This is a genomic window from Haloarchaeobius litoreus (genome assembly GCF_024495425.1).
Lineage (GTDB): Archaea > Halobacteriota > Halobacteria > Halobacteriales > Natrialbaceae > Haloarchaeobius > Haloarchaeobius litoreus.
Window position 1 is genome coordinate 365,767 of sequence record NZ_JANHJR010000004.1, and the last position, 22,293, is coordinate 388,059.

Annotated in this window: 22 protein-coding genes; 6 read left to right on the forward strand and 16 right to left on the reverse strand. The window is 68.7% G+C overall.

The features are described 5' to 3' along the window. Positions 1-85: 85 nt before the first annotated feature. Together NOW55_RS19440 and NOW55_RS19445 are read left to right on the forward strand one after the other, a co-directional pair. Positions 86-1,051, forward strand: a complete 966-nt coding sequence (locus tag NOW55_RS19440; protein ID WP_256401784.1) for a nucleotidyltransferase family protein — start codon at positions 86-88, stop codon at positions 1,049-1,051. 238 nt (positions 1,052-1,289) lie between these two features. Then, positions 1,290-3,158 carry a glycosyltransferase gene (locus NOW55_RS19445; RefSeq protein ID WP_256401785.1) on the forward strand — a complete coding sequence of 623 codons (1,869 nt, stop codon included), beginning with the start codon at positions 1,290-1,292 and terminating at the stop codon, positions 3,156-3,158. A gap of 33 nt (positions 3,159-3,191) precedes the next feature. Here NOW55_RS19445 and NOW55_RS19450 read toward each other — a convergent pair whose 3' ends face one another. The 4 genes from NOW55_RS19450 to NOW55_RS19465 form a co-directional block, all read right to left on the reverse strand. Continuing rightward, the gene (locus NOW55_RS19450; protein ID WP_256401786.1) at positions 3,192-4,319 is read right to left on the reverse strand and encodes a Gfo/Idh/MocA family protein; all 1,128 of its coding nucleotides are present in this window, start codon (positions 4,317-4,319) and stop codon (positions 3,192-3,194) included. Between the two features lie 59 nt (positions 4,320-4,378). Beyond that, a complete protein-coding gene (locus NOW55_RS19455) occupies positions 4,379-5,341 on the reverse strand; it encodes an NAD-dependent epimerase/dehydratase family protein (RefSeq protein ID WP_256401787.1) in 963 nt (320 codons plus the stop codon). A gap of 71 nt (positions 5,342-5,412) precedes the next feature. After that, positions 5,413-6,699: a hypothetical protein gene (locus tag NOW55_RS19460; RefSeq protein WP_256401788.1), complete on the reverse strand. Its 1,287-nt coding sequence runs from the start codon at positions 6,697-6,699 to the stop codon at positions 5,413-5,415. A 60-nt stretch (positions 6,700-6,759) separates the two neighbouring features. Continuing rightward, positions 6,760-7,974 (reverse strand): glycosyltransferase family 4 protein, encoded by a 1,215-nt coding sequence (locus tag NOW55_RS19465; RefSeq protein WP_256401789.1) that lies wholly within the window; start codon positions 7,972-7,974, stop codon positions 6,760-6,762. Positions 7,975-8,125: 151 nt separating this feature from the next. Here NOW55_RS19465 and NOW55_RS19470 point away from each other — a divergent pair, with 151 nt between their 5' ends. Next, entirely contained in the window at positions 8,126-10,429 is a 2,304-nt protein-coding gene (locus tag NOW55_RS19470; protein WP_256401790.1) for a DUF2206 domain-containing protein, read from the forward strand. 39 nt (positions 10,430-10,468) lie between these two features. On the opposite strand, the gene NOW55_RS19475 is transcribed toward NOW55_RS19470, so the two are convergent. The 9 genes from NOW55_RS19475 to NOW55_RS19515 all read right to left on the reverse strand — a co-directional run bounded on the left by NOW55_RS19475 (position 10,469) and on the right by NOW55_RS19515 (position 18,066). Further along, the gene (locus NOW55_RS19475) at positions 10,469-10,804 is read right to left on the reverse strand and encodes a GYD domain-containing protein (RefSeq protein WP_256402002.1); all 336 of its coding nucleotides are present in this window, start codon (positions 10,802-10,804) and stop codon (positions 10,469-10,471) included. 75 nt (positions 10,805-10,879) lie between these two features. After that, on the reverse strand, positions 10,880-11,986 hold the full coding sequence (locus NOW55_RS19480) for a Gfo/Idh/MocA family protein (protein ID WP_256401791.1): 1,107 nt from the start codon (positions 11,984-11,986) through the stop codon (positions 10,880-10,882). Further along, positions 11,980-13,287, reverse strand: coding sequence for a glycosyltransferase family 4 protein (locus NOW55_RS19485; RefSeq protein ID WP_256401792.1), 1,308 nt, complete (start codon positions 13,285-13,287; stop codon positions 11,980-11,982). Before NOW55_RS19485 ends, NOW55_RS19480 begins: the two co-directional genes overlap by 7 nt. Beyond that, the gene (locus tag NOW55_RS19490; RefSeq protein WP_256401793.1) at positions 13,287-14,621 is read right to left on the reverse strand and encodes a sulfatase; all 1,335 of its coding nucleotides are present in this window, start codon (positions 14,619-14,621) and stop codon (positions 13,287-13,289) included. Before NOW55_RS19490 ends, NOW55_RS19485 begins: the two co-directional genes overlap by 1 nt. Then, positions 14,618-15,556: an NAD-dependent epimerase/dehydratase family protein gene (locus NOW55_RS19495; protein WP_256401794.1), complete on the reverse strand. Its 939-nt coding sequence runs from the start codon at positions 15,554-15,556 to the stop codon at positions 14,618-14,620. The genes NOW55_RS19490 and NOW55_RS19495 overlap by 4 nt, the downstream gene beginning before the upstream one ends. Before the next feature lie 42 nt (positions 15,557-15,598). Next, complete coding sequence (locus NOW55_RS19500) at positions 15,599-16,747, reverse strand: glycosyltransferase family 4 protein (RefSeq protein WP_256401795.1); 1,149 nt, start codon at positions 16,745-16,747, stop codon at positions 15,599-15,601. Next, entirely contained in the window at positions 16,738-17,268 is a 531-nt protein-coding gene (locus NOW55_RS19505; RefSeq protein ID WP_256401796.1) for a metal-dependent hydrolase, read from the reverse strand. Before NOW55_RS19505 ends, NOW55_RS19500 begins: the two co-directional genes overlap by 10 nt. Positions 17,269-17,278: 10 nt before the next feature. After that, complete coding sequence (locus tag NOW55_RS19510; RefSeq protein ID WP_256401797.1) at positions 17,279-17,497, reverse strand: hypothetical protein; 219 nt, start codon at positions 17,495-17,497, stop codon at positions 17,279-17,281. Positions 17,498-17,616: 119 nt separating this feature from the next. Then, positions 17,617-18,066, reverse strand: a complete 450-nt coding sequence (locus NOW55_RS19515) for a DUF1616 domain-containing protein (RefSeq protein ID WP_256401798.1) — start codon at positions 18,064-18,066, stop codon at positions 17,617-17,619. A gap of 54 nt (positions 18,067-18,120) precedes the next feature. Here NOW55_RS19515 and NOW55_RS19520 point away from each other — a divergent pair, with 54 nt between their 5' ends. Then, the gene (locus NOW55_RS19520; protein WP_256401799.1) at positions 18,121-18,894 is read left to right on the forward strand and encodes a CPBP family intramembrane glutamic endopeptidase; all 774 of its coding nucleotides are present in this window, start codon (positions 18,121-18,123) and stop codon (positions 18,892-18,894) included. 3 nt (positions 18,895-18,897) lie between these two features. Here the strand turns inward: NOW55_RS19520 and NOW55_RS19525 are convergent, their stop codons facing one another. The 3 genes from NOW55_RS19525 to NOW55_RS19535 form a co-directional block, all read right to left on the reverse strand. Further along, on the reverse strand, positions 18,898-19,095 hold the full coding sequence (locus NOW55_RS19525) for an MYXO-CTERM sorting domain-containing protein (protein ID WP_256401800.1): 198 nt from the start codon (positions 19,093-19,095) through the stop codon (positions 18,898-18,900). Further along, the gene (locus NOW55_RS19530) at positions 19,092-20,285 is read right to left on the reverse strand and encodes a glycosyltransferase family 2 protein (protein ID WP_256401801.1); all 1,194 of its coding nucleotides are present in this window, start codon (positions 20,283-20,285) and stop codon (positions 19,092-19,094) included. The genes NOW55_RS19525 and NOW55_RS19530 overlap by 4 nt, the downstream gene beginning before the upstream one ends. A gap of 123 nt (positions 20,286-20,408) precedes the next feature. After that, positions 20,409-21,395 carry an MBL fold metallo-hydrolase gene (locus NOW55_RS19535; RefSeq protein WP_256401802.1) on the reverse strand — a complete coding sequence of 329 codons (987 nt, stop codon included), beginning with the start codon at positions 21,393-21,395 and terminating at the stop codon, positions 20,409-20,411. Between the two features lie 138 nt (positions 21,396-21,533). Here NOW55_RS19535 and NOW55_RS19540 point away from each other — a divergent pair, with 138 nt between their 5' ends. Continuing rightward, complete coding sequence (locus NOW55_RS19540) at positions 21,534-21,851, forward strand: DUF6788 family protein (RefSeq protein WP_256401803.1); 318 nt, start codon at positions 21,534-21,536, stop codon at positions 21,849-21,851. A 112-nt stretch (positions 21,852-21,963) separates the two neighbouring features. After that, positions 21,964-22,245: a hypothetical protein gene (locus tag NOW55_RS19545; protein WP_256401804.1), complete on the forward strand. Its 282-nt coding sequence runs from the start codon at positions 21,964-21,966 to the stop codon at positions 22,243-22,245. The last annotated feature ends 48 nt before the right edge of the window (positions 22,246-22,293 follow it).

A 22,293-nucleotide genomic window follows, 5' to 3' on the forward strand; every position in this document is an offset into this window, starting at 1 on the left:
AGAAACCGGCACGTATTCGACCCCGGCAACCCCGGTCTCGTCGCACGGGGTCCATAACAATCCCCCTCGGGCCAGGGGACCCTCCATGGACGCTGTGCTCCTCGCCGGGGGCTACGCCACCCGGCTCTGGCCACTGACCCGCACCCGACCGAAGATGATGCTCCCGCTCGGCACGGGGACGGTGATGGACCGGGCGCTCTCGGCGCTGGAGGCGGAGGAGCGAGTCGACACCGTGTACGTCAGTACGAACGCGCGCTTCGAGGCGGAGTTCGCGCGGTTCCTCGACCGGAGCGACTACACGAAACCGGTGCTCTCCGTGGAGGAGACGACCGGCGAGGCCGAGAAGCTGGGGGTCGTCGGCGCGCTCGCACAGCTCGTCGACCGGGAGTCCGTTGACGACGACCTGCTCGTGGTCGCGGGGGACAACGTGGTCGGGTTCGACCTTGAGTCGTTCCTCGACTTCTTCGAGCAGACGGGAACGACGACGCTCGCGGCCTACGACGTCGGCTCGAGGGAGGCCGCGAGCGCGTACGGTCTCGTCGAGACCGACGGGACACGCGTCGTGGACTTCCAGGAGAAACCGGCGGACCCACGGAGCACGCTCGTCTCCATCGCCTGCTACGTGTTCCCCCGACCCGTCGTCGGCCTCCTCGACCGCTACATCGAGGCCGGGGAGGACCCTGACGAACCCGGCTGGTTCGTCCAGTGGCTCCAGGACCGGCGGTCGGTCCACGCCTACACCTTCGACGAGCAGTGGTTCGACGTCGGCACACCGGAGAGCTACCTCGACGCGGTCGAGTGGACGCTGGAGGGCGACGTGACGGTCGCCTCCGACGCCGAGGTGGTCGACTCCGAGCTGGGCCCCAACGTCCATGTGCTCCCCGGGGCCACCGTCGTCGACAGCGAGCTCAGGTCGACCGTCGTCTTCCCGCAGGCGGAGGTACGGAACGCCTCCCTCGACCGGTCGCTGGTCGACGAGCACGCCCAGATCACGGACGTCGACCTGCAGGGCTCGCTGGTCGGTCAGTACACCGCGATTCCAGGTGCGTGACACCTGAGCGGACCAGCCTGCATCTGACCAGACGGCTTCCGACCCCACCGGTTACTGACTGGTTTCCGGTCGGGGAGACAGATACGGGTGGAATAACAAACAGCGGGCTCGGCGAACGCGTCGGTGTGTTCCGTATCGTTCGCCGGTCGCGAAGCCCCGCGTGGCACGTACCGAGACGTGGTCGCCGTCCCCTGGCTGGTCGCTCCCCGGTGAGTGCGAGCCGCGGTCGCGACCAGCCATGACCGAGACGAGCGTCGTCATCAGGTCGTTCAACGAGGCCGACACCATCGAACGGGTGCTCGACGCGGTCGAGGCGCAGGCCTACAGAGACTTCGAGGTCGTGCTCGTCGACTCCGGGTCGACCGACGGCACCCTCGACGTGGCGGCCCCGCGGGTGGACACCGTGGTCGAGATCGACCCGCGTGACTTCACCTTCGGCTACTCGTTGAACGTTGGCTGTGACGCCGCCGAGGGTCGGTTCCTCGCGTTCCTTTCCGCACACGCCATCCCGACTGACGAGCACTGGCTCGGACCGATGGTCGAGAACCTCCGCGACGACGACGTTGCGATGACGTACTCGAGACAGCGCGGCGTCGAGTCGACGAAGCTCCCCGAGGAGCGCCACTTCAAGGAGCTGTTCCCCGACGAGCGGAAGGTCCAGACGCCGCCGGACTACTTCGCGAACAACGCCAGCTCCGCCATCGAGAAGTCGCTCTGGGAGCAACACCAGTTCGACGAGTACCTCACCGGGCTGGAGGACATCGAGTGGGCGAAGCACTTCATGGACCGGGGCTACGTCGTCGTCTACGAGCCTGAGGCCTGCATCTACCACATCCACGACGAGAGCTGGGAGCAGGTTTTCACACGATTCGAACGCGAGGCCATCGCGGCCCGCGAGATCGGCGTGCGTTCGCCCGGCGATGCGGTCCACGAGTACGCGAGACTCCCCGTCGACATCGTCGGCGACGTGCTCGCGGCGGTCCGCCGCGGCGAACTCGACGGCGAGACGCTCCGGAACGTCCTCGGCTTCCGCTTCCATCAGCGTCGGGGAGCGGCGACCGGCCTCCGCGCGGAGCCCGAACTGCAGGAGAACCGTTACGAGTTCTTCTACGGCGGCGCGAACGAGCACGTCGTCGTCTCCGAGCCCGGCGTCGCGTCGGTCGAGCGGGAGCCACTCCCCGCGGTCAAGCCGAACGACGTCCTCCTCGCGGTCACCCACGTCGGCGTCAGCGACGACGACCTCGCGCTCTACCACGGTGAATCGCCACCGGTCGAGACGGACACGTACCCCGTCACCCCCGGCAGGGAGTACGTCGGTCGCGTCGTCGATGCCGGCGCGAACGTCGACCGGGTCGCCGAGGGCGAGGTGGTCGTCGGGGAGGCCACGCTCCACTGCGAGACCTGCGAGCACTGCACGAACGGAGACCGTGGCCGCTGTCCGGACCGGCAACGCCTCGGAATCGACGTCGACGGCAGCTACAGCCACTACCTCGTCGTCCCGTCCGACCACGTCCACGCCGTGCCGTCGTCGCTGACCCACCCGACCGCGACGCTGGCCCGGCCGCTCGCGACGGTCCTCGACGGTCTCGAACGGGTCGGCGGGCTGCAGAACGGGCAGTCCAGGGTCGCCGTGCTCGGCGGCGGGCTGCTCGGCAACCTCTCTGCCAGCCTGCTCGCGAGCGAGGGGAGTGACGTGACCGTGTTCGAGGACCGCTCGACCTTCCGTGATGCCCTCCCCTCATCGGTCCACGCCCGGGGCGCGGCGGCCGGCCAGCTCACCGCGTTCGACCTCGTACTGGAGACTGGCGGGTCGACCGCCTCGCTGGATGCGGCGGTCGGCTCCGCCGCGCCCCGGGTCGTCCTGCTCGGTGCACCCTACCCCGACGAGTCGCTGACCGCAGACGGCGGTGCCGCACTCGACCGCGACGTGACCGTGGCGACGGTCGTCGACCCGTCACCCTCACAGTACGATGCGGCGCTCGACCGGCTAACCGAGCTTCGGGCCGACGGGTTGACGGGCCAGGTGCTGCCGTTCGAGGAGTACGAACGGGCCTGGGCGGCGGCGGACCGGGAGCTCCGGACCGTCCTCTCGGTCAACGGGCGCTGAGGGACCAGATTCCGAGGCGTGACCGGTTGGGACTCAGGCGTGCCCGTCGGTCCCTCCGTCGCTGACCGCCGGCGCCTGTTCCATACTGGCGGCCTCCCCGAGCGCCTCCAGGATGCGGACAGTGTCCCGTGCCTCCTCGAGGGTGACGGGTGGCGCCCGACCCTCCCGGAGCGCGCGCTGGTGGGCGTCGATCTGCTCGTAGTGGCTCCGGTTCGGAATCGGCGGCTCGTCGTTCATCCTGGCGTCGTACAGTTCGGCGAGACGCCCCCCGACCTTCCCGACGACGTTCCGGGTGGCGCCGAGTCCGAGCCCGGCGTTCGACCGCAGGAAGTCGAGGACGCCGACCGAGTTGTCCTCGTTCGCGACGCGGTCGGTGAACAGGCCGCCGCGGATGAAGTCGATGGTGAGCTCGGCGTTCCGTCCGTGGACGAGCAGCTGGTCCTTCGAGGTCGAGCCCGTGAGCACCTTGATGGTGACGAGCCGGTCACCGCTGCCGTCGAGCGCCTCGAGCGCCACGCCGTCGAAGGCCACGTCGTCGTAGCCGCCGTAGTTCTGGGTCGTCACGCACGAGACCTCGCCCAGCCCGTCGACGAACGCGAGCGGGAGGTACGCCTGATGGGCGATGCCCTCGCCAATCTCGCCGCCGGGCAGGCCGAACACCCAGTCGCCGCGGTCGCTCAGACTCAGGTCCCGTGGCTCACCGAACAGCATCGTCACGGAGACGGGGTCGCCAATCTCGCCGCGGTCCACCTTCTTCCGGGCCTTCGTGACGAACGGCGTGAACAGCTTGTTGTGGACGACTGAGGCGGTCGTCCCGGTCTCCTCGCTGATGCGGGCGAGCTCGTCGACCGCCTCGACGGAGTCGGCTGCGGGTTTCTCGACGAGCACCGGGATGCCCGCCTCGAGGACGGGTTCGGCGACGGCGACGTGCGTGTGGGGTGGCGTGCAGACGTGGACCGAGTCGAGCGACTCGGCGGCGAGCATCTCGTCGAGGTCCCTGTAGCGCGCCACGTCGGCGTCCACGTCCACCGACCGGAGCCGCGACTCGTCTGCGTCGCAGACGGCGACGAGCCCGAGGTCCGGGTGCGCCTCGACCACGGGGACGTGGATCTGACTCCCGGCGATGCCACAGCCGACGACGGCGGTCTGGAGTTCCCTCATGGGGGACCACACCGGGTTCGGCCGTTTCGTAATAGCGGCGTTACCGGCCGAGCGACGAATCAGGAGTCCAGGGGGCCGTGGCGTTCCGGCTCACCGGTCGCCGACCGGACCATTCGCGTCAGCCCCTCACGAAGCCCGACCGAGGGTTCCCAGTCGAGGTCGCGCCGGAGCCTCGTCGCGTCGGCGAAGATGCCGAACTGGTCGCCCGGCGTGCCGTCTGTCACCTCCACGGGCCCGCGATCGCCGTCGTACACCTCGCCCATCGTCTCGAGGAGTTCGTCGACGGTCACCCGCTCGCCGCGCCCGAGGTTGTACGTCTCGCCGTAGGTGGCCTGTTCGTCGAGAGCCCGGACCCACGCGTCGACGACGTCGTCGACGTAGACGAAGTCCCGGAAGCGGTCGAGTGGCCCCTTCACGACGATGGGGCCGTCGTCCAGGCAGAACGAGAGGAAGATGCTCACCATGCCCTGTTTCATGTTCGTCATGTTCTGTCCGGGGCCGTAGACGCTGAACAGCCTGAAGACGGTCGTCTCCGTCCCGAGATTGTCGAACAGCCGGACGTACGCCTCGGCGCCGCGCTTGCCCGCGGCGTAGAACGTCTTCGGGTCCGACGGGTGGGACTCGTCGACCGGCAGGTACCGCGGGTCGCCGTAGATGCTCATCGAGCTCGCGTACAGGAGGCGGTCGATGTCCCGCTCGCGGCACCACCGCAGCAGCTCGAACGTCCCGGTGACGTGGCTCTCCAGATCCGCGGCGGGGTCGTCGAAGGACGCCTCACCGGAGGACTGCCCGGCGAGGTGGAACACGGCGTCGACGTCGGACACGCTCTCGACCTCCTCGTACGTCGCGGGGTCCGCGGTGTTCCCCGCGACGAGCGTCGCACCCGCCGGGACGTTCTCCCGTCCGCCCGTCGAGAGGTTGTCGACCACGACGACCTCCCGGCCGGTATCGAGCAGTCGCTCCGCCATCGCGGAGCCGATGAACCCGGCCCCGCCGGTGACGAGCACCGTCTCTGTTGTCATCCGTTCCGACTGGTCACCGGGACCGGTTAGTAAGTCGGCCGTGATTCGGGTGTTGCCCGGGTAGGCCGCGCTTAGCTCGTCGCAGGCACATGCTGCAGTCGTCGCTCGTCGAGTCGCTCGCGGATCCGGTCGAGGACGAGCTCCGTCGAGCTCGACCCGTCGACCTCGAACGCCGAGGGCGTGTAGCAGAACCGGCGGAGGTACTCCCGCTGGGTCTCGATGGACCGTTCGGCCGCGGCCCGGTCGAGGTCCTCGGTCCCCGGCCGGACCTGTACGATGTGCCGGTGGGTGAACGGCTCGAACGCCTGGTGGGTCTCCGTGTCGTCCCACGGCACCGTCAGTACGCCACAGACCTTCCCCTGGACGACCCCCTCGAAGAGCGCGGTAGAGTGGCTCGCGAGGATGACGTCGTAGTTCGCGATGTCGGCTGCGAGGCTCGGCTCCTCCGAGACCGCGACCTGCTCCCGGTAGCGGTCCATCTTGGCTGTGGAGTCCTTCGGGTGCGGGCGGACCGTCACGTCGGCGATCTCGTCCAGTCGGCCGAGGCGGTCGACGTGCCAGTCGAGGTTCTCCTCGGTCCAGAAGCCGCTCTCGTAGGTCTGCTGGGAGAGGTAGAGCACCGAGTCCGTCCGCGGTTCGTACGGCTGGATGCCGCCGTCGAACTCCGGCGACCCCGTCACCGTCACCGGTGTCGTGCCGTCGCAGGGGTACTCCTCGCGGAGCGCGGCGATGCGACGCTGGAAGAACGTCCCCATCGTCAGCACCTCGCCGACGAAGGGGTTGGTGTAGACGGAGAAGCCGTACGGGTAGAGCAACCGTCGCTTCAGCCGCTCCAGCGGCGGGAGCACCGGGTCGAAGCTCGGCGAGAGGACGCCGTTGCGCACCGCTAGCACGCTCGCGTCGAGGTTGTTCGGATACACGCCGTGCTGGAGGACGAGCGTCTCGACGCCGCGCTGGCCCGCGTCCCGGATGAGATGCCGCAGGAACGGGATGGAGTCCATCGCAGCCACGAGGACGTCCGGGTCGACTGCGTCGAGGTATCCCGCGGTGTCGTAGAACGGCCGGTGCGAGAGCCGGTCGACGAGGAGCTTCTGCACCATCGCGTCGCGGAGCCCGTCGGGGAACCGGCTGAACACTGGCTCGTCCCGCTTCATGAACGATTCGGCCAGCCGGTGGTCGTGCCGTCGGTGGACCTCGGCCGAGACGCGGCGACCGCTCTCCGGCGGGTACAGCGAATCGAGCCAGAGGACCTCGCAGTCGACGTGGTCGTCACCTTCGAGGGCCTCGACGAGCGGTCTCAGCGCGTTGTAGCTGGTCGTGTCCTCGATGGCGAAGGCGACGGTGCCTGCTGCTGGCATCCCCGGCGCTTCGCCCCCGAACGACATTGGAATGCACCGGGAACGTCGAGTAAGCAACTGCTACCCGACAGTTCGCGCTCGCTCTCGCTCCTCGGGGTCCGTCCGGTCGCGCCAGACGAGCCCCTCGTAGAACCCCGCGAGCCGGTCGACGCTCCGCCCCCAGGCGTACCGCTCGCGGGCCAGGGTCCGGGACGCCTCGCTGAGCCGCCGACCGAGCTCATCGTCGGTCACGACCTGGGCGACGGCGTCCACGAACGACTCGTCCACGTCGGCGACGACGAGCGCGTGCTCGCCGTCCACGAGCTCGATCCCCTCAGCGCCCTTCTCGGTTGTGACGATCGGTAGGCCGACACCGAGGTAGTCGAACACCTTCGTCTTCGTCCCGCCGCCGTGACGGATGGGAACCACGGCGGCGTCGGCGGCTGCGAGGGTCCCGTACAGGTCCTCGACGAAGCCCGCCGTGGTCACCGCGGAGTCGTCGACCGCCGGCATCCCGTCGCCCACCAGGAGCAACTGGACATCGACGCCGCGGTCGCGGAGTCCCGGCACCACCCGTTCCACCAGCGCCGACACGGCTTCCCGGTTCGGCGGGTGCGAGTACGAGCCGTGGAACACCAGCGTTGGACGGTCGTCGAGCCCCAGTTCGCGTCGTCTCTCGGCCGGGTCCGCGAGGGTCGCCGGCTCCGGGACGGTCGTCCCGGTCGGCACCGCCAGAATCCGGTCCGGGTCGACACCGAACCGCCGGACGAAGGTCTCCCGGTCGCGCTCGCTGACCGTCGTGACGTAGTCGGCGGCGGCGAGCGAGACCCGCTCGATGCGCGGGATGAGCCGAGAGCCGACGAGCCGCTTGTAGACCGGGAGTGTCGGGTCGTCCACGTCGCGAGCGTGCTCGGCCTCGACGTTCTGGGCGGCGTAGACGACCGCGGCCTCGTGGCCGCCTGCCCTAACGGCGAGTTTGCTGGCGACGACACCCTTGGGGAGCGCGACGTGGAGCACGTCGAACGGCTCGCTGTCGAGGGCGCGACGGACGGCACGCAGGAACAGCGGATTCAGGTCCGTCAGGTAGCCCGGTCCGAACCGGTCGAAACCGTACGCGGCGTCCACCCAATCCGGTGGCTCGGCAGCGAACTCGGCGGGACAGAGGACCGAGACGCGGTGACGGTCGGCCAGCCGGGAGGCCAGTTCGTGCAGGCGCGCGCCGGTCCCGGTCGTGGGTTCGAACACGTCGTGCGACGGTGAGACGACCAGTAGTCGGAGCGGGGTCCCGCGGGTCACCCCCGGCCGTTCCGGCGCGCCGGCAATAGCTATGCAGCCGGTACCCGGAGTAGGGTTCGGTAAAACGAGCTTACTGGGTGCCTAAGACAGTCGATATCGGCGTTTGACTGGTTGGCTTGAAGTAGCTGGAAGGTGAACGTGCGGGCACCGAATGTCCTCCCCATTCGAGGATGTCGACGGTGGACTGGATGCCCTCCCGGAACGACGGTTCGAGGCCGCGGTAGCCGCCGTACTGCTTGGTTTCGTGGTCGGTTTCATCGGCGACGTGCCGCTGCTCAGGCCGGTGGCGGGAACGCTGCTTATCCTCGTGGTCCCGGGCCTGCTCGTCCTCTCGATACTCGGGGTGCGACTCGACCGCGCGGAGTCGGCGGTGTACGTCGTCGGGTCGAGCATTGCGGTGGTCCTCCTCTTCGGGATTCTCAGCAACGAACTGCTGACCGGGCTGTTCGATCCGGTCACCTCGCTCGAACCCTTCGCCCCGGTGACGCTCGCGGCCGGGTTCACCGGTCTCGGGCTCGTCGGGTTGGTGCTGGTCTGGCTCTCCGGCACCGTGCCGCGGTTCCCCCGGCTGGCCATCCTCGACGACCGGGACGTACGCTTCCTCTTGTTCGGGCTGCACCTGCCGTTGCTCTCCGCGCTGGCCGCCGTCGCCTTCCTCGTCCTTGGGACCAACCTCCCGTGGATAGCGGCGATGGCCCTCGTCTCGCTCGTCCCGCTCTGGGTGGTCGTCCGCCGCACGCCGCGCCCGCATCGCTGGCTCGGCCTCTGGTGTGTGGGGCTGGCCCTGTTCTACCAGGTCACGCTCTCGACGGTGTACTTCTCGGGTGGTGACGGCTCCATCGAGTACTTCTTCGGGCACCTCACGCTGACCCACGACAGCTGGTTCGTGGGGTTCGAGGCGACGAAGGCGTCGCTGCTGAGTCTGACAGTCTTCCACCCGACGGTCTCGGCGGTGACGGGACTACCGCTGCGCTGGGCCATCAAGCTCGTCTACCCGCTCGTGTTCGCGTTCGCGCCGGTCGCCATCTACCTGTTTCACCGGCGTCACGTCAGCGACACGACCGCGCTGCTCTCGGCGGTGGTGCTGCTGTTCCTGCACCCCTTCTTCAACCTGCTCGCCCAGAACACGCGGACCGGGCTCGCGATCTTCTTCCTGTTCTCGTTCGCGCTGGTCGTCGTCGACGACTCGCTCCAGCCGCTCGCGCGGGGCCTGCTCTCGGTGCTGTTCCTGGGCGGTATCGTCGTCTCGCACTACGGCGTGTCCGCGATGTTCCTCGGACTGGCCGGGGTGGCGTACGTCCTGACCCGGGCCGACGACGTGGTCGGGTGGGCACACGTCGACCGGCCGGCGGTGTTCTCGCTCTCCACGGTCGCGTTCCTCGGTGTCGGCTTCTTCGCGTGGTACCTCTTCACCGCCACCGGGACGAACTTCTACAAGCTCGTCGGGGTGTTCGTGCAGGACGTGTTGTTCGGCTTCTCCGACTTCTTCTCCAGCGAGTCCAACAGCGTTCAGGCGGTCACCCGCCCGCAGGGCGACTCGTTGACGTTCCAGCTCATCAAGGCCCAGTTCATCGGTCTGACGCTGCTCGGCGGCATCGGGCTCGCCCGGACCGTGCTGGCCGCACCGCTGCTCTCGCGGCTGCTCGGCGACCGGTTCCCCTGGCTCGACTCGCTCCGGCGCTCGGTGGCCCCGGACGACGCGATCGTCCACCCCGTCGCCGTCGCCTTCGCCTTCGGTGGCGCCATGCTCCTGTTCGTCTCGTTCACGCCCGTCTCCATCGTCGGCGTGGCGCGCATCTACGCGGTCGCGGGACCGTTCATCGTGCCGTTCGGCGTCGCCGAGGCACGGCGGTTCCTCACCTGGCTGTTCGGCAACCGGACGTCGCTGCCGGCGCCACCGTCGGACTCCCTGCTCGCGGTGGCGTTCGCGGGAATGCTGCTGGTGAACGCGGGCGTTATGTCGGCCGCCATCACCCACGACCGTTCGCCACAGCCGCACTTCGACCGCGAGTACATCCTCGAGGACGGCAGCGAGCGCGAGGTGTACCACTACTACCGGAGCTTCACGCCGCCGTCGGACGTCGCGGCGACGCGCTGGGCGATCGACCACCGGGCGGCGGGTACCACCATGTTCTCCGGCATCCGCCACGGCGGCTACGAGGCGAACCTCGTCTCGACGCAGTACGGGACGTATCACCCGCCGGGGCCGCCCTACCAGCCGTTCACGTGTGAGGCGTACCGGACCACCCGCGGCTACTTCATCGACTCCGAGTACCAGAACCGCGAGGGACAGATCAATCTCGTCTACAGCTCCGAGGGGTCGTACCCGTACATCCGGTTCACGGACCTGTCGACCCTTCGCCTCTCGGACCGGACCAAGGTGTACGACAACGGAATCTCGTCGGTGTACTACAGTGACGGGGTTCCGACGAGGGAACCGGCGTGTGGAGGCTGACACCGGCGGCGAAGAGATCAGTGGGGGCCGCGGACGTGGTCACTGAGCCAGGTCCTGAACGTACTCCACGTAGCCGTCTGGGCCCCGTGTGACGGCTCGTTCGGTGTGGATGCGTCCCCGGCCGGTCCGCGCGTAGATGTCGCTGAGCTTCGATGCCGTCTCGTTGTCCGGGAACTCCAGGACTGCGAGCCAGTCGTACTCGCCGTGCAGGACGTAGAAGTTATCCGGGTCGAAGCTCCCGCCAATCTCCTCGGTGATCTCGACGAACTGTCTCACTGTCTCGGGACCCTGCTCCATCGCGTCGTAGCCCTCGGGGTGAGCGCCTCGAGTGCGAAGTAGGTTGGCATGCTCTGTCTCGCCTCCGTGGCCGCCGATTCGCCCGGAGCGGCCGCGGGTAGAGCTCCGCGAACACGGGTGTTGAAAGTTAACACGCCTGTCACGACGTCGATGTCAGCCGTCCGCCTCGTCGCCCGGATCGTCGTCACCTTCGCCGTCGGCACGGATCGCACCGACCGCCTGTTCCTCACGTGCCGTCTCGATGCGTTCGAGGAGCGTCACGCACCTGATGCCGTCCGCGGCGGTGACCGGCGGCTCGCGGTCGTAGACGATGGCGTCGACGAACTGCTCGATGAGCGCGTAGTGCCCCGGTGCAGCGTACTTGCTTCCGGGGCCCCGCTGGTCGAGCGCGTAGCCGAGCACGTTCCCGACGGTGCTGGTGACGAGCTGTCCGGCGGCCATCGCGTTGTCCGCGACGATGGAGACCGGCGAGCGGTCGACGGTGCTGTACTCGATGGCGGTGTAGTTGAACAGGTCGACGACGGCGAGTCGCTCCTCACCGATGACGGTCGCGCGCTTCGACGGGATGGCGTGCTCGGAGGCGGTGATGGTTCCGCTCAGGCCGACCCGGTCGTCCTCCGAGAGCGCGACAGTGACCCCGAGGACGTCGCCGTCGTCGGTCGTGCTCGTGATGGTCACGTCGGCGTCCGATACGTCGTCCATGAAGTGCGTGACGAGGTAGACCGGGTGCGGTAACCGGTCGCCGATGGGGCCACCGTGGGACTGTTCGGTCCAGCCGCGGTGAGGGGCATCCGGGTTCGGCTGGCCACCGAGGAACGAGCGCACGGTGACGAGGTCGCCGTACGCCCCGTCGGCCACGCGCTCCATGACGGCGCGCATCGGGTCGAAGAAGAGGTTGTTGTGGACGACACAGAGCTTCTTCCCCGTCTCCTCGGCGACCGCCTGCATCTCCTCGCACTCCGCGACCGTCATCGCCATCGGCTTCTCCACGAGGACGTGCGAGCCACCCCGGAGCGCGCGCTTCGTCAGATCGGCGTGGGTGAACACCGGCGTGTTCACGTGGACGATGTCGGGGAGGTGCTCGTAGGCCTCGTCGACGTCGTCGTACCAGGGAACGTCCTGCTCGACGCCGGCGGCCCGGGCCGTCTCGGTGTCGAGGTCGCAGACCCAGGCGAGTTCCACCCTGTCGAGTGCCTCGACGACGGGGAAGTGGTACTGCTTCGACGCCTTCCCACAGCCGACGATACCGACCGTCAGCACGGGAGACCACCCACGAAGCGGAGTTCGTCGCGGTACTCTGTCGCTCTCGTCTCCCAGCTCAGCTGTTCGGTGGCGTAGGTTCGTGCGTTCATGGAGTCTCTCGTGTTCGGCTGTTCGAGGTACGTTGCTGCCGACGAAGCGGCCGTCGTCGGGTGATCGAAGTCCAGCACCCGACCGCAGTCTGCCTCGTCGACGAACCGGTGCACCGGAAGGTCCGAGACGAGCGCCGGGAGCCCCGACGCCAGCGCCTCGTACAGGGCCAGCGGTTCGCCCTCGTACCGCGACGGGAGGACGAAGTAGTCCGCCGCCGCGTAGATGGCCGGCTTCTGCTGTTCCTCGACGAACCCCAGCAAGTGGACGTCCGGGAGGTCGTGCTCTGCGACGAACCGCTCGACAGCCTCCCTGCGAGGCCCGTCGCCAGCGAGGACGAGCGAGCACGGTACACCGTTGCGCTCCCGGAGTGCCTCGTAGAACCGCAGCAGCGACAGGGGCCGTTTCTGCTCGGTCAGGCTCCCCAGCGAGAGCAGTCTGATGGGCTCCCGGCCCGGCGACGTCGGCGAGTAGTCGCCGTCCGCCGTCGAATCGGCGTCGCGCCCGTCGACGGCTCCGTCCGGTGGGTAGACGCCCTTTCCACCGCCGTCCGGTTCCGAGACGGTCCGTTCGATGCGGGCCGGGGCGAGCATGGGGTACCGCTCCCGGTCGAGGTCGGCGACCCGCTCGGGCGCGAACCGGGTCACGTCCACGCCGTTGCCGACGTATCGGACCCGTTCGGGTGGGAGACCAGCCACCCGGAGCTCGCCGACCACGTCGCGGGCGACGCCCGTGTAGCGCAGTCCCGGCTTCGTCCGGATGCCTCGATTCTCGATGGCACCGAAGAACCGGTAGTACAGCCGGGATAGCCCGTCGTGGTAGTCGGCCTTCGCGCCGCGGAGGTGGTTGTGGTAGGTGACGAGACAGTGCTCGGCGGCCGCCTCCGGGAGCAGCGGGAGCAGCCGCGGGTTGTGGAGCCAGACGGCGTCGTACTCGGCGTGCTCCCGGGCGAGTCGATGGTACGCCCGCACCCAGAAGCCGAGGATCGCGTAGCCGAGGTAGGCCGGTTCGAGGTCGCGCAGACGGTCGGTCATGGCCGCCGAGCCGACGGTACTGACCGTCACGCCGTCCGGGACCGGCATGGACGGCCGTGTCAGGTAGTGGTACTCGTCGGCCGGGCTCCCGTCGTCGTCGCCCACCAGCGCCGACAGCACGTCGTGGACGACGTGTTTCACGCCGAGCGCTGCCGTGGAGACGACGAGGACCCGCATCACGGTCCTCCGCGGGGAGCGACGGCCCGCCGTGGGCCGGTGTCGTCGAGCTCCGCGGCCGCGTCGCGGATAGCGAGCTGTTCTCGTTCGTGGGCGAGTCGGCGGCTGGCGAGGGTCGCCAGTAGCTCGTCGACGGGCTCGTCCTCCCCGTACAGGTTCGTCCGTTCCCCCGGGTCGCTGGCGAGGTCGTAGCACTCCCGCCGGCTGCCGTCGTCGGCGTCGACCTGGAGGAACTTCCGGTCCCGTGCACGGACCGCGGTGAGGTTCCGGCCGAGGCGGCCGTCGTACTCGGTGGCCACCGCCCAGTCGTCGCCGTCCGGTAGCTCCGCGCCGCGGCTCGCGGCGTCGACGATCTCGGGAATCCTGGCCAGCGAGAGGGGGCGTTCGACCGTCCGTGACTCGATGCCGGGGCCGCCCACGACCATCGGGACGTGGACGTTCTCCTCGTAGAGGTCGGCGAACAGGTGGCCGTAGACGCCGCGCTCGCAGAACGCCTCGCCGTGGTCGGCGTGGACGACGAAGACGGGGTCGAACTCGTCGAGCCGCTCGCGGAGCTCGGCGACGAACCGGTCGCCGTAGCGTAGCGCGTCGTCGTACAGGTCGACAATCTTCCGGACTTGCTTCTCGGAGAGGTCGAGACCCGTCTCGTCCATGATGCGGTTGCAGAGCCAGTTGTAGCGGTACTGGTCGAGCGCGTTCGACCACCGGCGGTGGCCCCGCGGAGTGATGTACGGGAAGTGGGTGTCGAGCGAGAACGCCCACAGGAAGAAGGGCTCGTCGTCGGGGCGCGAGCGCACCCAGTCCTCGATGTCGTCGACGTAGGTGTCCCACGTCTTGAACGCCTCCTGCCGGCGGACGAAGTTGCGGGCGTTCCGGAGCGCGGTGAACGCGCTCGAACTCCCGAGGTGGTTCGAGAAGACGCGCTGGTACCAGCCCGTGGTGAACAGGAAGTCCTCGTAGTGGTCGAAGCCGCGGTCGAAGCCGTAGTACCGGGAGGCGTAGGCGTTCGGGTTGAACGCGGCCGTCGCGTAGCCCCGCTCCGAGAACGACTCGGCGAGGGTGCCGTGCCTGCGGAGGTGGCTCCGCGAGTGTCGAGGGTCGGAGACGCGTTCGCGGACGACGAGCGGTTCGCCGGTCAGGATACCGGCCATCGATGGGTTCGTCCGGGAGGCGGGCGCGATGGCGTTCTCGTAGCAGGTGCCGTCGGCCGCCAACCGGTCGAGCGTCGGTGTCGTGTCGCGGTCGTAGCCGCCGAACCCGCAGTGGTCCGCGCGGACGCTGTCGAAGGTGAGGAGGACGACGTTCCGTCGGCGTTCGTCCGTGCGCCCGCTCACGTCGCCTCGACCCCGTCCATTACGAGCAGCTCCGCGAGCCCGTCGACCAGCCCGACCGTCGGCGTCCAGCCCGTCACCGACGACATCCGCTCGATGTCGGCCTGGAGGTGCGGCCGGTCCGAGGCGCGAACCCGCTCCTGGTCCTGCGTGACCTCGATGTCCTCGCCGAGCGCGAGCGAGACGGCCTCCACGACCGCCCGGACGGAGTGGGCGTCGCCGGTGCCGACGTTGAGCGCCGGGGGGGCGTCGTCGGCGTGGTCGACGAGCCGCTGGAGGGCGCGGCTCACGTCCCGGACGTGGACGTAGTCCCGACGCGGGGTGAGGTTGCCGAGCTCGACCGTCCGGCTGCCGTCGCGGAGCTGGTCGAGGATGGCCGGGATCAGGTGCGGGTTCGTCTCGCCCGGGCCGTACACGTTGAACAGCCGCGCGGAGACGGTGTCGACGTCCGTCCGCTCCCCGAACAGGTTCACGAGCTCCTCGCCGACGAGCTTCGACTTGCCGTAGGGGTCCATCGGCCCCGGTCGAACGTCCTCCGAGAGCGGCCCGTCGAGCGGGGGGTACACCGCCGCCGAGGAGACGTTGACGACCGTCTCCAGCGTGTCGAGCGTCCGCGCCGCGTCGAGCAGCGTCCGCGTCCCCAGCACGTTCACGTCGTACGTCTCGCCGGGGTGTTCGTCGCAGTACGGGACGTAGTGGATGGCCGCCATGTGGACGATCGCGTGGGGGTCGTACGACTGCAGGGCGGGCTCCAGTTCGCGCGACCGGACGTCGACCTCGTCCACCGTGACGCCGGCCGGGAGTCGGTCCGGGCTGCCGACCGAGCAGTCGTCAACGACGTGGACGTCGTGACCTGCTTCGACGAGGTCGGTGACGAATCGAGTGCCGACGAAGCCGGCACCGCCGGTGACGAGGATGCGCTTCGATGACTGGCTCATTCGGCTCATCATTCCAGAACCGATAGTTTGAGTATAGGCCTGCTACCTGCTGGATTGGGTGAGAACGGCGGAGTACGTGTCCGTTACCCGGTCGACGATGACGTCCCAGTCGTGTCGCCGGCCGAACTCGCGGGCGTTCTCGGAGAGGCGCTCGCGCTTTCCCTCGTCGGTGACGATTCGCCGGATAGCGTCGGCGATGGCCTGGGGGCCGGGGTCGACCACGTAACCGGTGACGCCGTCCTCGACGACGGCCGTGCTGCCGTTCTCCGGGGCGTCGACGACGATGCTCGGGACGCCGCAGGCGGCGGCCTCCAGAATCGTGTTCGGGAACCCTTCGCGGACGGACGGGAGGACGAACGCGTCGGCGGTTGCGAGGTTCGCGACCACGTCGTCGTCGGCCTCGACGAAGCCGAGGAAGTCGACGGCGTCGGCCACGCCGACCGATTCGGCGTGGGCCTCCAGCGCCTCGCGCTCGGGGCCGTCGCCGACGACGACGGTCCGGGGAACGCGCCCCAGGTCGTCCGCGAGGATCGCCAGCGCGTCGAGCAGCCAGTCGACGTGCTTGTGCTGGGAGAGCCGCCCGACGTAGGCGAGTTCGTACGGCATGTCGACCGGTTCGATGGCACGCAGACGGTCGAAGTCGACGCCGTTCGGGACGACGGAGACGCCCCGGTCCCGGCCGATGTCCCGCAGGTCATCGCGGATGGCCTCCGAGATGGCGATGACGTGCGGCGGGAGGTCCACGCTCACCCGCTCGACGAGGCGGCCGCCGTAGCCCTTCCAGCCGACGTACTCGTTCCAGTACGGCCCCCAGACCTCGTACCAGGTGGCGATGAGGCGGGACCGGCCGAGCATATCGTGGAGCTTCGCGGTGAACAGCGGGAAGTAGGGGAACTGCTGGCAGTCGACCACGTCGAACTCCTCGCGTAACAGCGGTCGGGTGACCGCGGCAGCGAACTTCATCGCCTGCGGAATCGAGCGCCGGCCGTCGGTGTACAGGTCGAACGGCTCGCAGACGCCGTGGAAGGTGATGCCCTCGCGCTCCATCACGCTGGGGCCGTCCCAGTACTGCATCCCGTAGAGGTGTACGTCGTGGTCGTCGGCCATGCGGCGGGCGATCTCCCAGACGCGCTTCTGTGCGCCGCCCTTCTCCCACGGGTACACCGCGTCGTAGACGTACGCTACGCGCATGGGTCCTCCTCGAAGTAGCTGCGGCCGACGGCGACGGTGACGAGCAGGAGCACGCTCGCCACGCCGATGCCGTCGATGAACGTGTACTCGCGCTGGTCGGTTGGGACCGGTGTGGCTTCGAGGGCCACGATGGGTCCGTGAATCGACACCGGCAGGAGGCCGTCGCCGAACGTGAGCACCGCCGGGAACCGGAGTCCGACGCCGCTCTCGACCACGGGATACAGGAGGGTCACGGGTCCGCCGTCGAGCAGGTCGAGCACGAGGTGGCTGGCGAGGAACGCGGTCGCGAGCGTCGCCAGCACCCTGGTCCCCCGCACGACGTGCTCGATTCCGAACAGCGCGAGCGAGAGCGGGACGAGGACGAGCAACGACTGGAACAGCCCCTCGGTGCCGACCAGCTTGTCCACGTCCGGGAACAGGGTGAACGCACCCATCGCCAGTTTCGGTGGCGAGCGGAGCACGCTCGGCGCGATGGCGACCGTCGCCGCGAGCGGCAGGCAGACGTGTGTCAGGAAGTCCATTGACGCCGCCTCACGATTCGAGGTAGCCGAGCGATTCGAGCCGGTCGCGCACCTCGCGCTCGTCGACATCCTCGCCGCCGGTGGACTCGTCGTCGTCGACCTCGTCGAGCACCGCCGTCAGGACGTAGTCGACGTACCCCTCGACCGATTCGAACTCGGTGTGTGGGAGCCGGTCGTCGATACGAGCCGCGACTGACGGGGACAGCCGCACGTCTCTGGTGTCGGACATCGGTTGCCCGAAGAGGGGGCAGCGGAGGCTTCGTAATACTCCACTTTCCACCGGTACGCCGAGGTTTCGGGGTGGTAGTCCCGAACGGCTCCGACGGTCACTCACCCATCCGTCGTGGCTCAGTCACTCGATTCGGTCACATTCACCCAGATGCGGACCGAGAGGTCCGGTTGGCCAGTCGTCTCGTCCCCGGTCCAGAGCCGAACCAGAAATCGCTGCCGGCCGGGTGGACCCTCGGGGGTGATGCTGACCGGGAACCGCCGTTGCGAACCGGCGTCGACCGTGACCGTGCCGCTGCTGACCGTGCGGCCATCGAGGGTCGTGACGACGGTGTAGCGCCGAGATTCGTCGACGTTGTTCGTTATCTGGACAACCGTCCGTCCCTCCTCGCCGACGGCCAGTTCGGTCGGGTAGCCGGCCGCGGTCCCCTGGTCGTCGACCAGTGCCAGCTCGGTGGGTCGGTCCGGTCCGACGGGCTGGACGAGCGCGATGGCGCTGGCGGTCGCGAGCAGGAGGAACAGGCTCGTCGCGAGCAGCACCGCCTCGACGTGTGTCCGGTCAGTGGCCATCCACGGTGAAGCTTGAAGGGTGCCGGACGCAATAGTAAGAACACCGTATTCCGTATGTCCGCCGACCTCACCTCGTTCGACGCGGGTGCAACGATACGGCGGCGTGATACCCGTCCACTGCTCGTCGCGACTGTGTTCGGACTGCTCGTCAGCGAGCTGTTCGTCGTGGTCGGCCCGCTCGAGACCGGCCTGTTCGGCTACGTGCTCGTGCTGGCGCTCGCCGCGGTCGCCGGGACCGGCTCCCGGGAGCACCGCGTGCTGCTCGTCCCGGCGACGCTGGCCTCGTGCCGGCTCGTGACGGTGGGTGCCCCCGACATCGCCGGCGTCAGCCCAGTCGTCGTCGCCTACGTCGGGACGTTCCTCGCCGTCGTCGTGCTCCTCGACGCGGACACCGTCGGCGTCGTCGACGAACCGACGAATCTCCTCCACGCGAGCGCCGCGGGTGTTCTCGGGCTCGGGTTCGGCCTGCTCGCCGTGGTCGTCCTCGGCGACTCGGCGGCCTCGTACAGCTTCCCCACCTCGCTCGGGGGACTGGTCGTGCTCGTCGCGCTGGTGCCGCTGATCGTCCTGGTCGAGGAGCTGCTCTTCCGACGGTTGCTCTACCCCGCACTCCGGCGGTCGTTCGAACCGGTGTCGGCGTTCGTCGCGACGAGCCTCCTGTACGCGGTCGCCGCGCCCGCGACCGGCCAGTTCCGGTCGATGTGGCTCGCGCTCGCCGCGGGACTCCTCCTCGGGTTGGCGTACGAGTGGACCAGGGACACCGTCACCGCGGTCGCGCTGCACGCCGGCATCGTTGCCGGACTGGTCGCCGTTCCCGTGGTGTTCTGATCGCTACTGGCCGAGTCCGGTGACGGCGAGGTAGAGGACGAGCGCACCGAAGGCGACCAGGAGCGGGAGCAGCGGTGCGAGCCGTTCCACGCCGAGGTCGTGTGCGCCCTCGGAACGTCGCACCGAAAGCACGGCGAGCAGGACGAGCAGGCCGAGTGCGACGTAGACGCCCCCGTCGGGAGCCGACTGGAGGGGAATCACGGCGAGTCACGCTCCCCGAGTACGCTCAGGAAGAAGGAGTCGAAGACGGTGAGCACGCCGAGCACCAGCAGCGTGAACGCGACGGTGTCCACGTCCGAGAGCGGGACGCTGTTGCCGTTGAGCCACCCGACAGCGTTGACGAGGGTGTACGACCCGCCGACGAGCAGCAGGCCGGTCCCCAGCGCGAGGCCGTGTTCGAGCCGGAAGCGCTCGGTGACGAACCGCGTCACCGGGTCCGACGGCTTCCGGATCGGGTTCGCGACGATGGCGCTCGTGGTCGCCAGCACCGCCGTCTGGTGCGCCACGATGAGGAGGAGGCAGCCGAGGACCACCGCACGGGCACCGAGGTCCAACCCCGTGATGGCCCCATCTGCGGCGACCGCACCGAGCAGCCCGAGGCCCGTGCCGCCGGTGAGCACCGCGGGGATGGTGAACAGGTAGTCCGGTGCATTGATGAGCATGAACCGGACGTGCCGCCAGCCGTCGCGGAAGCTCTCCAGCGTCGCGTCGCCGGTGCGTTCGCGGTAGGTGATAGGCACCTCCCGTATCTCCAATCCGGCGGAGGCGGCCTTCATTATCATCTCGCTCGCGAACTCCATCCCGTCGGTGCGGAGGTCGAGTTGCTCCAGGGCGTCCCGCGAGATGACCCGGAAGCCGCTGTGGGCGTCGCTGATGTTCGTCCCGTAGAACACGTTCAGGAACTTGGTCAGGAGCGGGTTGCCCACGTACCGGTGGAGCGCCGGCATCGCCCCGGTCTCCATGTCCCCGTTCAGCCGGCTCCCCATCGCCATGTCGGCCTCGCCCGACTCGACGAGCGCGAACAGCTCCGGGAGCTCCCGGAAGTCGTAGGTGGTGTCGGCGTCGCCGATGACGACGTACTCGCCCCGGACGTGCTCGAAGGCGTACCGGTACGCGTAGCCGTACCCCCGTCCGTCCGGCGTGATGACTCTCGCACCGTGCTCCCGGGCGATTTTCGGGGTGCGGTCGGTAGAGCTGTCGCTGACCACGATTTCACCGGTCACGCCCAGTTCGAGTAACGCGGATTTCGCCCACTCGATGCACTCCGCGATGGCTCCCTCCTCGTTCATCGTCGGCATCACGAAACTAATCGTCGGCGTTGCCTCACTTTCTTGTGGGACCAGCAACGAGTCTGCATCCCGGGGAGCCTGCCTGGACGAGGGCTCGGACATGATGGTTTCGGGTTCGGTACGTATGGTCGGTACTTCGTTAGACAGCTGAAACTCTGGAAATCCCTTCCTTCTCGCGAGTACGGCGGAATTAGTCGAGACGCTCCTGGCGAGTGGTTCGGTCCCTCAGTCGAGTGCGGGGAACAGCGGGTCCAGCGCGGGCCGCTCCTCGCGGAGCGCGTACTCGCCGCCGTCGACCGCCACAAGGCCGGCGTCCTGCAGGTGTTCGAGGTGGGCGTACGCCTCGCCGGGGCCGTGGAGGATGTGGATACCGGCGAGGTCGCCGAACAGGTGCGCGCTCACGGTCCAGGCGTCGGCCGGGCCGTGCTCCGCCAGCACGTCGACGACGCGGCCGGTGCGCTCGCGGTGGTGGGCCAGGATGTGGCGCGCACGGTCGGCCGGCTCCTCGATGGGCTGCCGATGCCCGGGATAGGCGACGTCGAAGCCGCCCTCGACGATGCGGACCAGGGCGTCGAGGTAGTGCTGCAGTGCGTCCTCGTCCCTGATGTCCGCCCCACCGACGTTCGGCGTGTACTTCGGGAGCAGCGCGTCGCCGCTGAACAGGGCCCGTTCGTCGCCGTCGTCCAGCACGAACCCGCACTGGCCGACGGTGTGCCCCGGCAGGTGCCACACCTCGATCTCGCCGGTGCCGACCGCGAACCGGTCGCCATCCCCGAACGGTTCGACCGAGGCAGCGGGGTCGGACCAGAGCGCGTCGGCGGCGAGGCGGTCTCGCAGCTCCCCCGCCGCACGCTCGGGCATCCCCCACTCGTCGAACAGCGTCGTCTGCCGGTCCTCGAACTCGGCCAGTGCGCTGGCATCACGCTCCACCAGCGGCGCATCCGCGTCGTGGACGCGGACCACGGCGTCGCCGGCCTGCTGGACCGCACCGGCACCGCCGGCGTGGTCGCCGTGGAAATGTGTAAGCAGTACCTGGTCCACGTCGGCGAGTCCGACGCCCGCGGCGGCGAGCCCGTCAGCGAGCTCCCGCTGCACCGTCGGCTGTGCCGTCGCGGTGTCGACCAGCGTGGTCGGTCCGTCCTCGTCGGCCCCCAGCAGATAGACCGCGTTCGCGCCCTCGAACTCCCTGTTGTCAAGCTGAATCCTGTGCACGGTTACTGCGTCGGAAGGGGACGAGGGGCCTTAGGTTGTCGTCATACGGCATCGTGGTGGGAGATGGCCACGGTACGCCCGAATTAACCAACAAAGCGAAGTGGGCCCGCGACGGTTGGTCAAGACTGGAGCCAGCAGATGCCTTTCGAACCACCAACCCCACCCCCGGAACTCTCTACCGACCTCGTCGAGAGCCTCGCGGACTGCTCGCCTGACCAGCTGCGCGAGGCGGCGAACTACGCCTTCGCGCTGGCGAGCCACCGAGAGCGCGACGCCCGTCTCGACGAGGGCGAGAACGACGACCAGCCGAGGCCCGACAGCAGGCCGGCGGAGGTGCCGGCGAAGGCCAGTCTCACCACGAAGACGATCAACGACAACCGGTACTACTACTGGCAGTGGCGCGAGGGCGACCGGGTCAAGTCGAAGTACCACAGCCCTGTTGACGAGACAAACTGAGTTCTCGATAGCTCAGCGCGTGACGCCGACATCTACCAGTACCGCAGGAGAGAGCGGGAGAACGAGTCCAGCGGCAACGTTCTGGACCACCAGCCCGGGGAGCAACGTCGATGTGAAGCGAATCATCGACACGGGAGGAGAGCGTGAGGATCGGCCCAGCCGGTCTGCTTTTGGTATACGCTTCGGGGGTCGATTCGTGGTCGTGACCGTTCGGCCTGAGCACGTGAAAATGGTTGTGGCAGCGGTCGTCGTCGGGGCGAGACGGCGGCACACCCCGGTTGAAGACGTCGGTGAACGGACGACCGTTCGGTTCGCTGCACGACCGAGCTTCCGGGAGTACTACTGCGACTACCACCCGACCTCGATGCGCGGGATGGTCGCAGTCGTCGAGTGACGTCGACGGGAGAACGGAGGTCGAATAGTCGACGCCGTATCCGGGCGG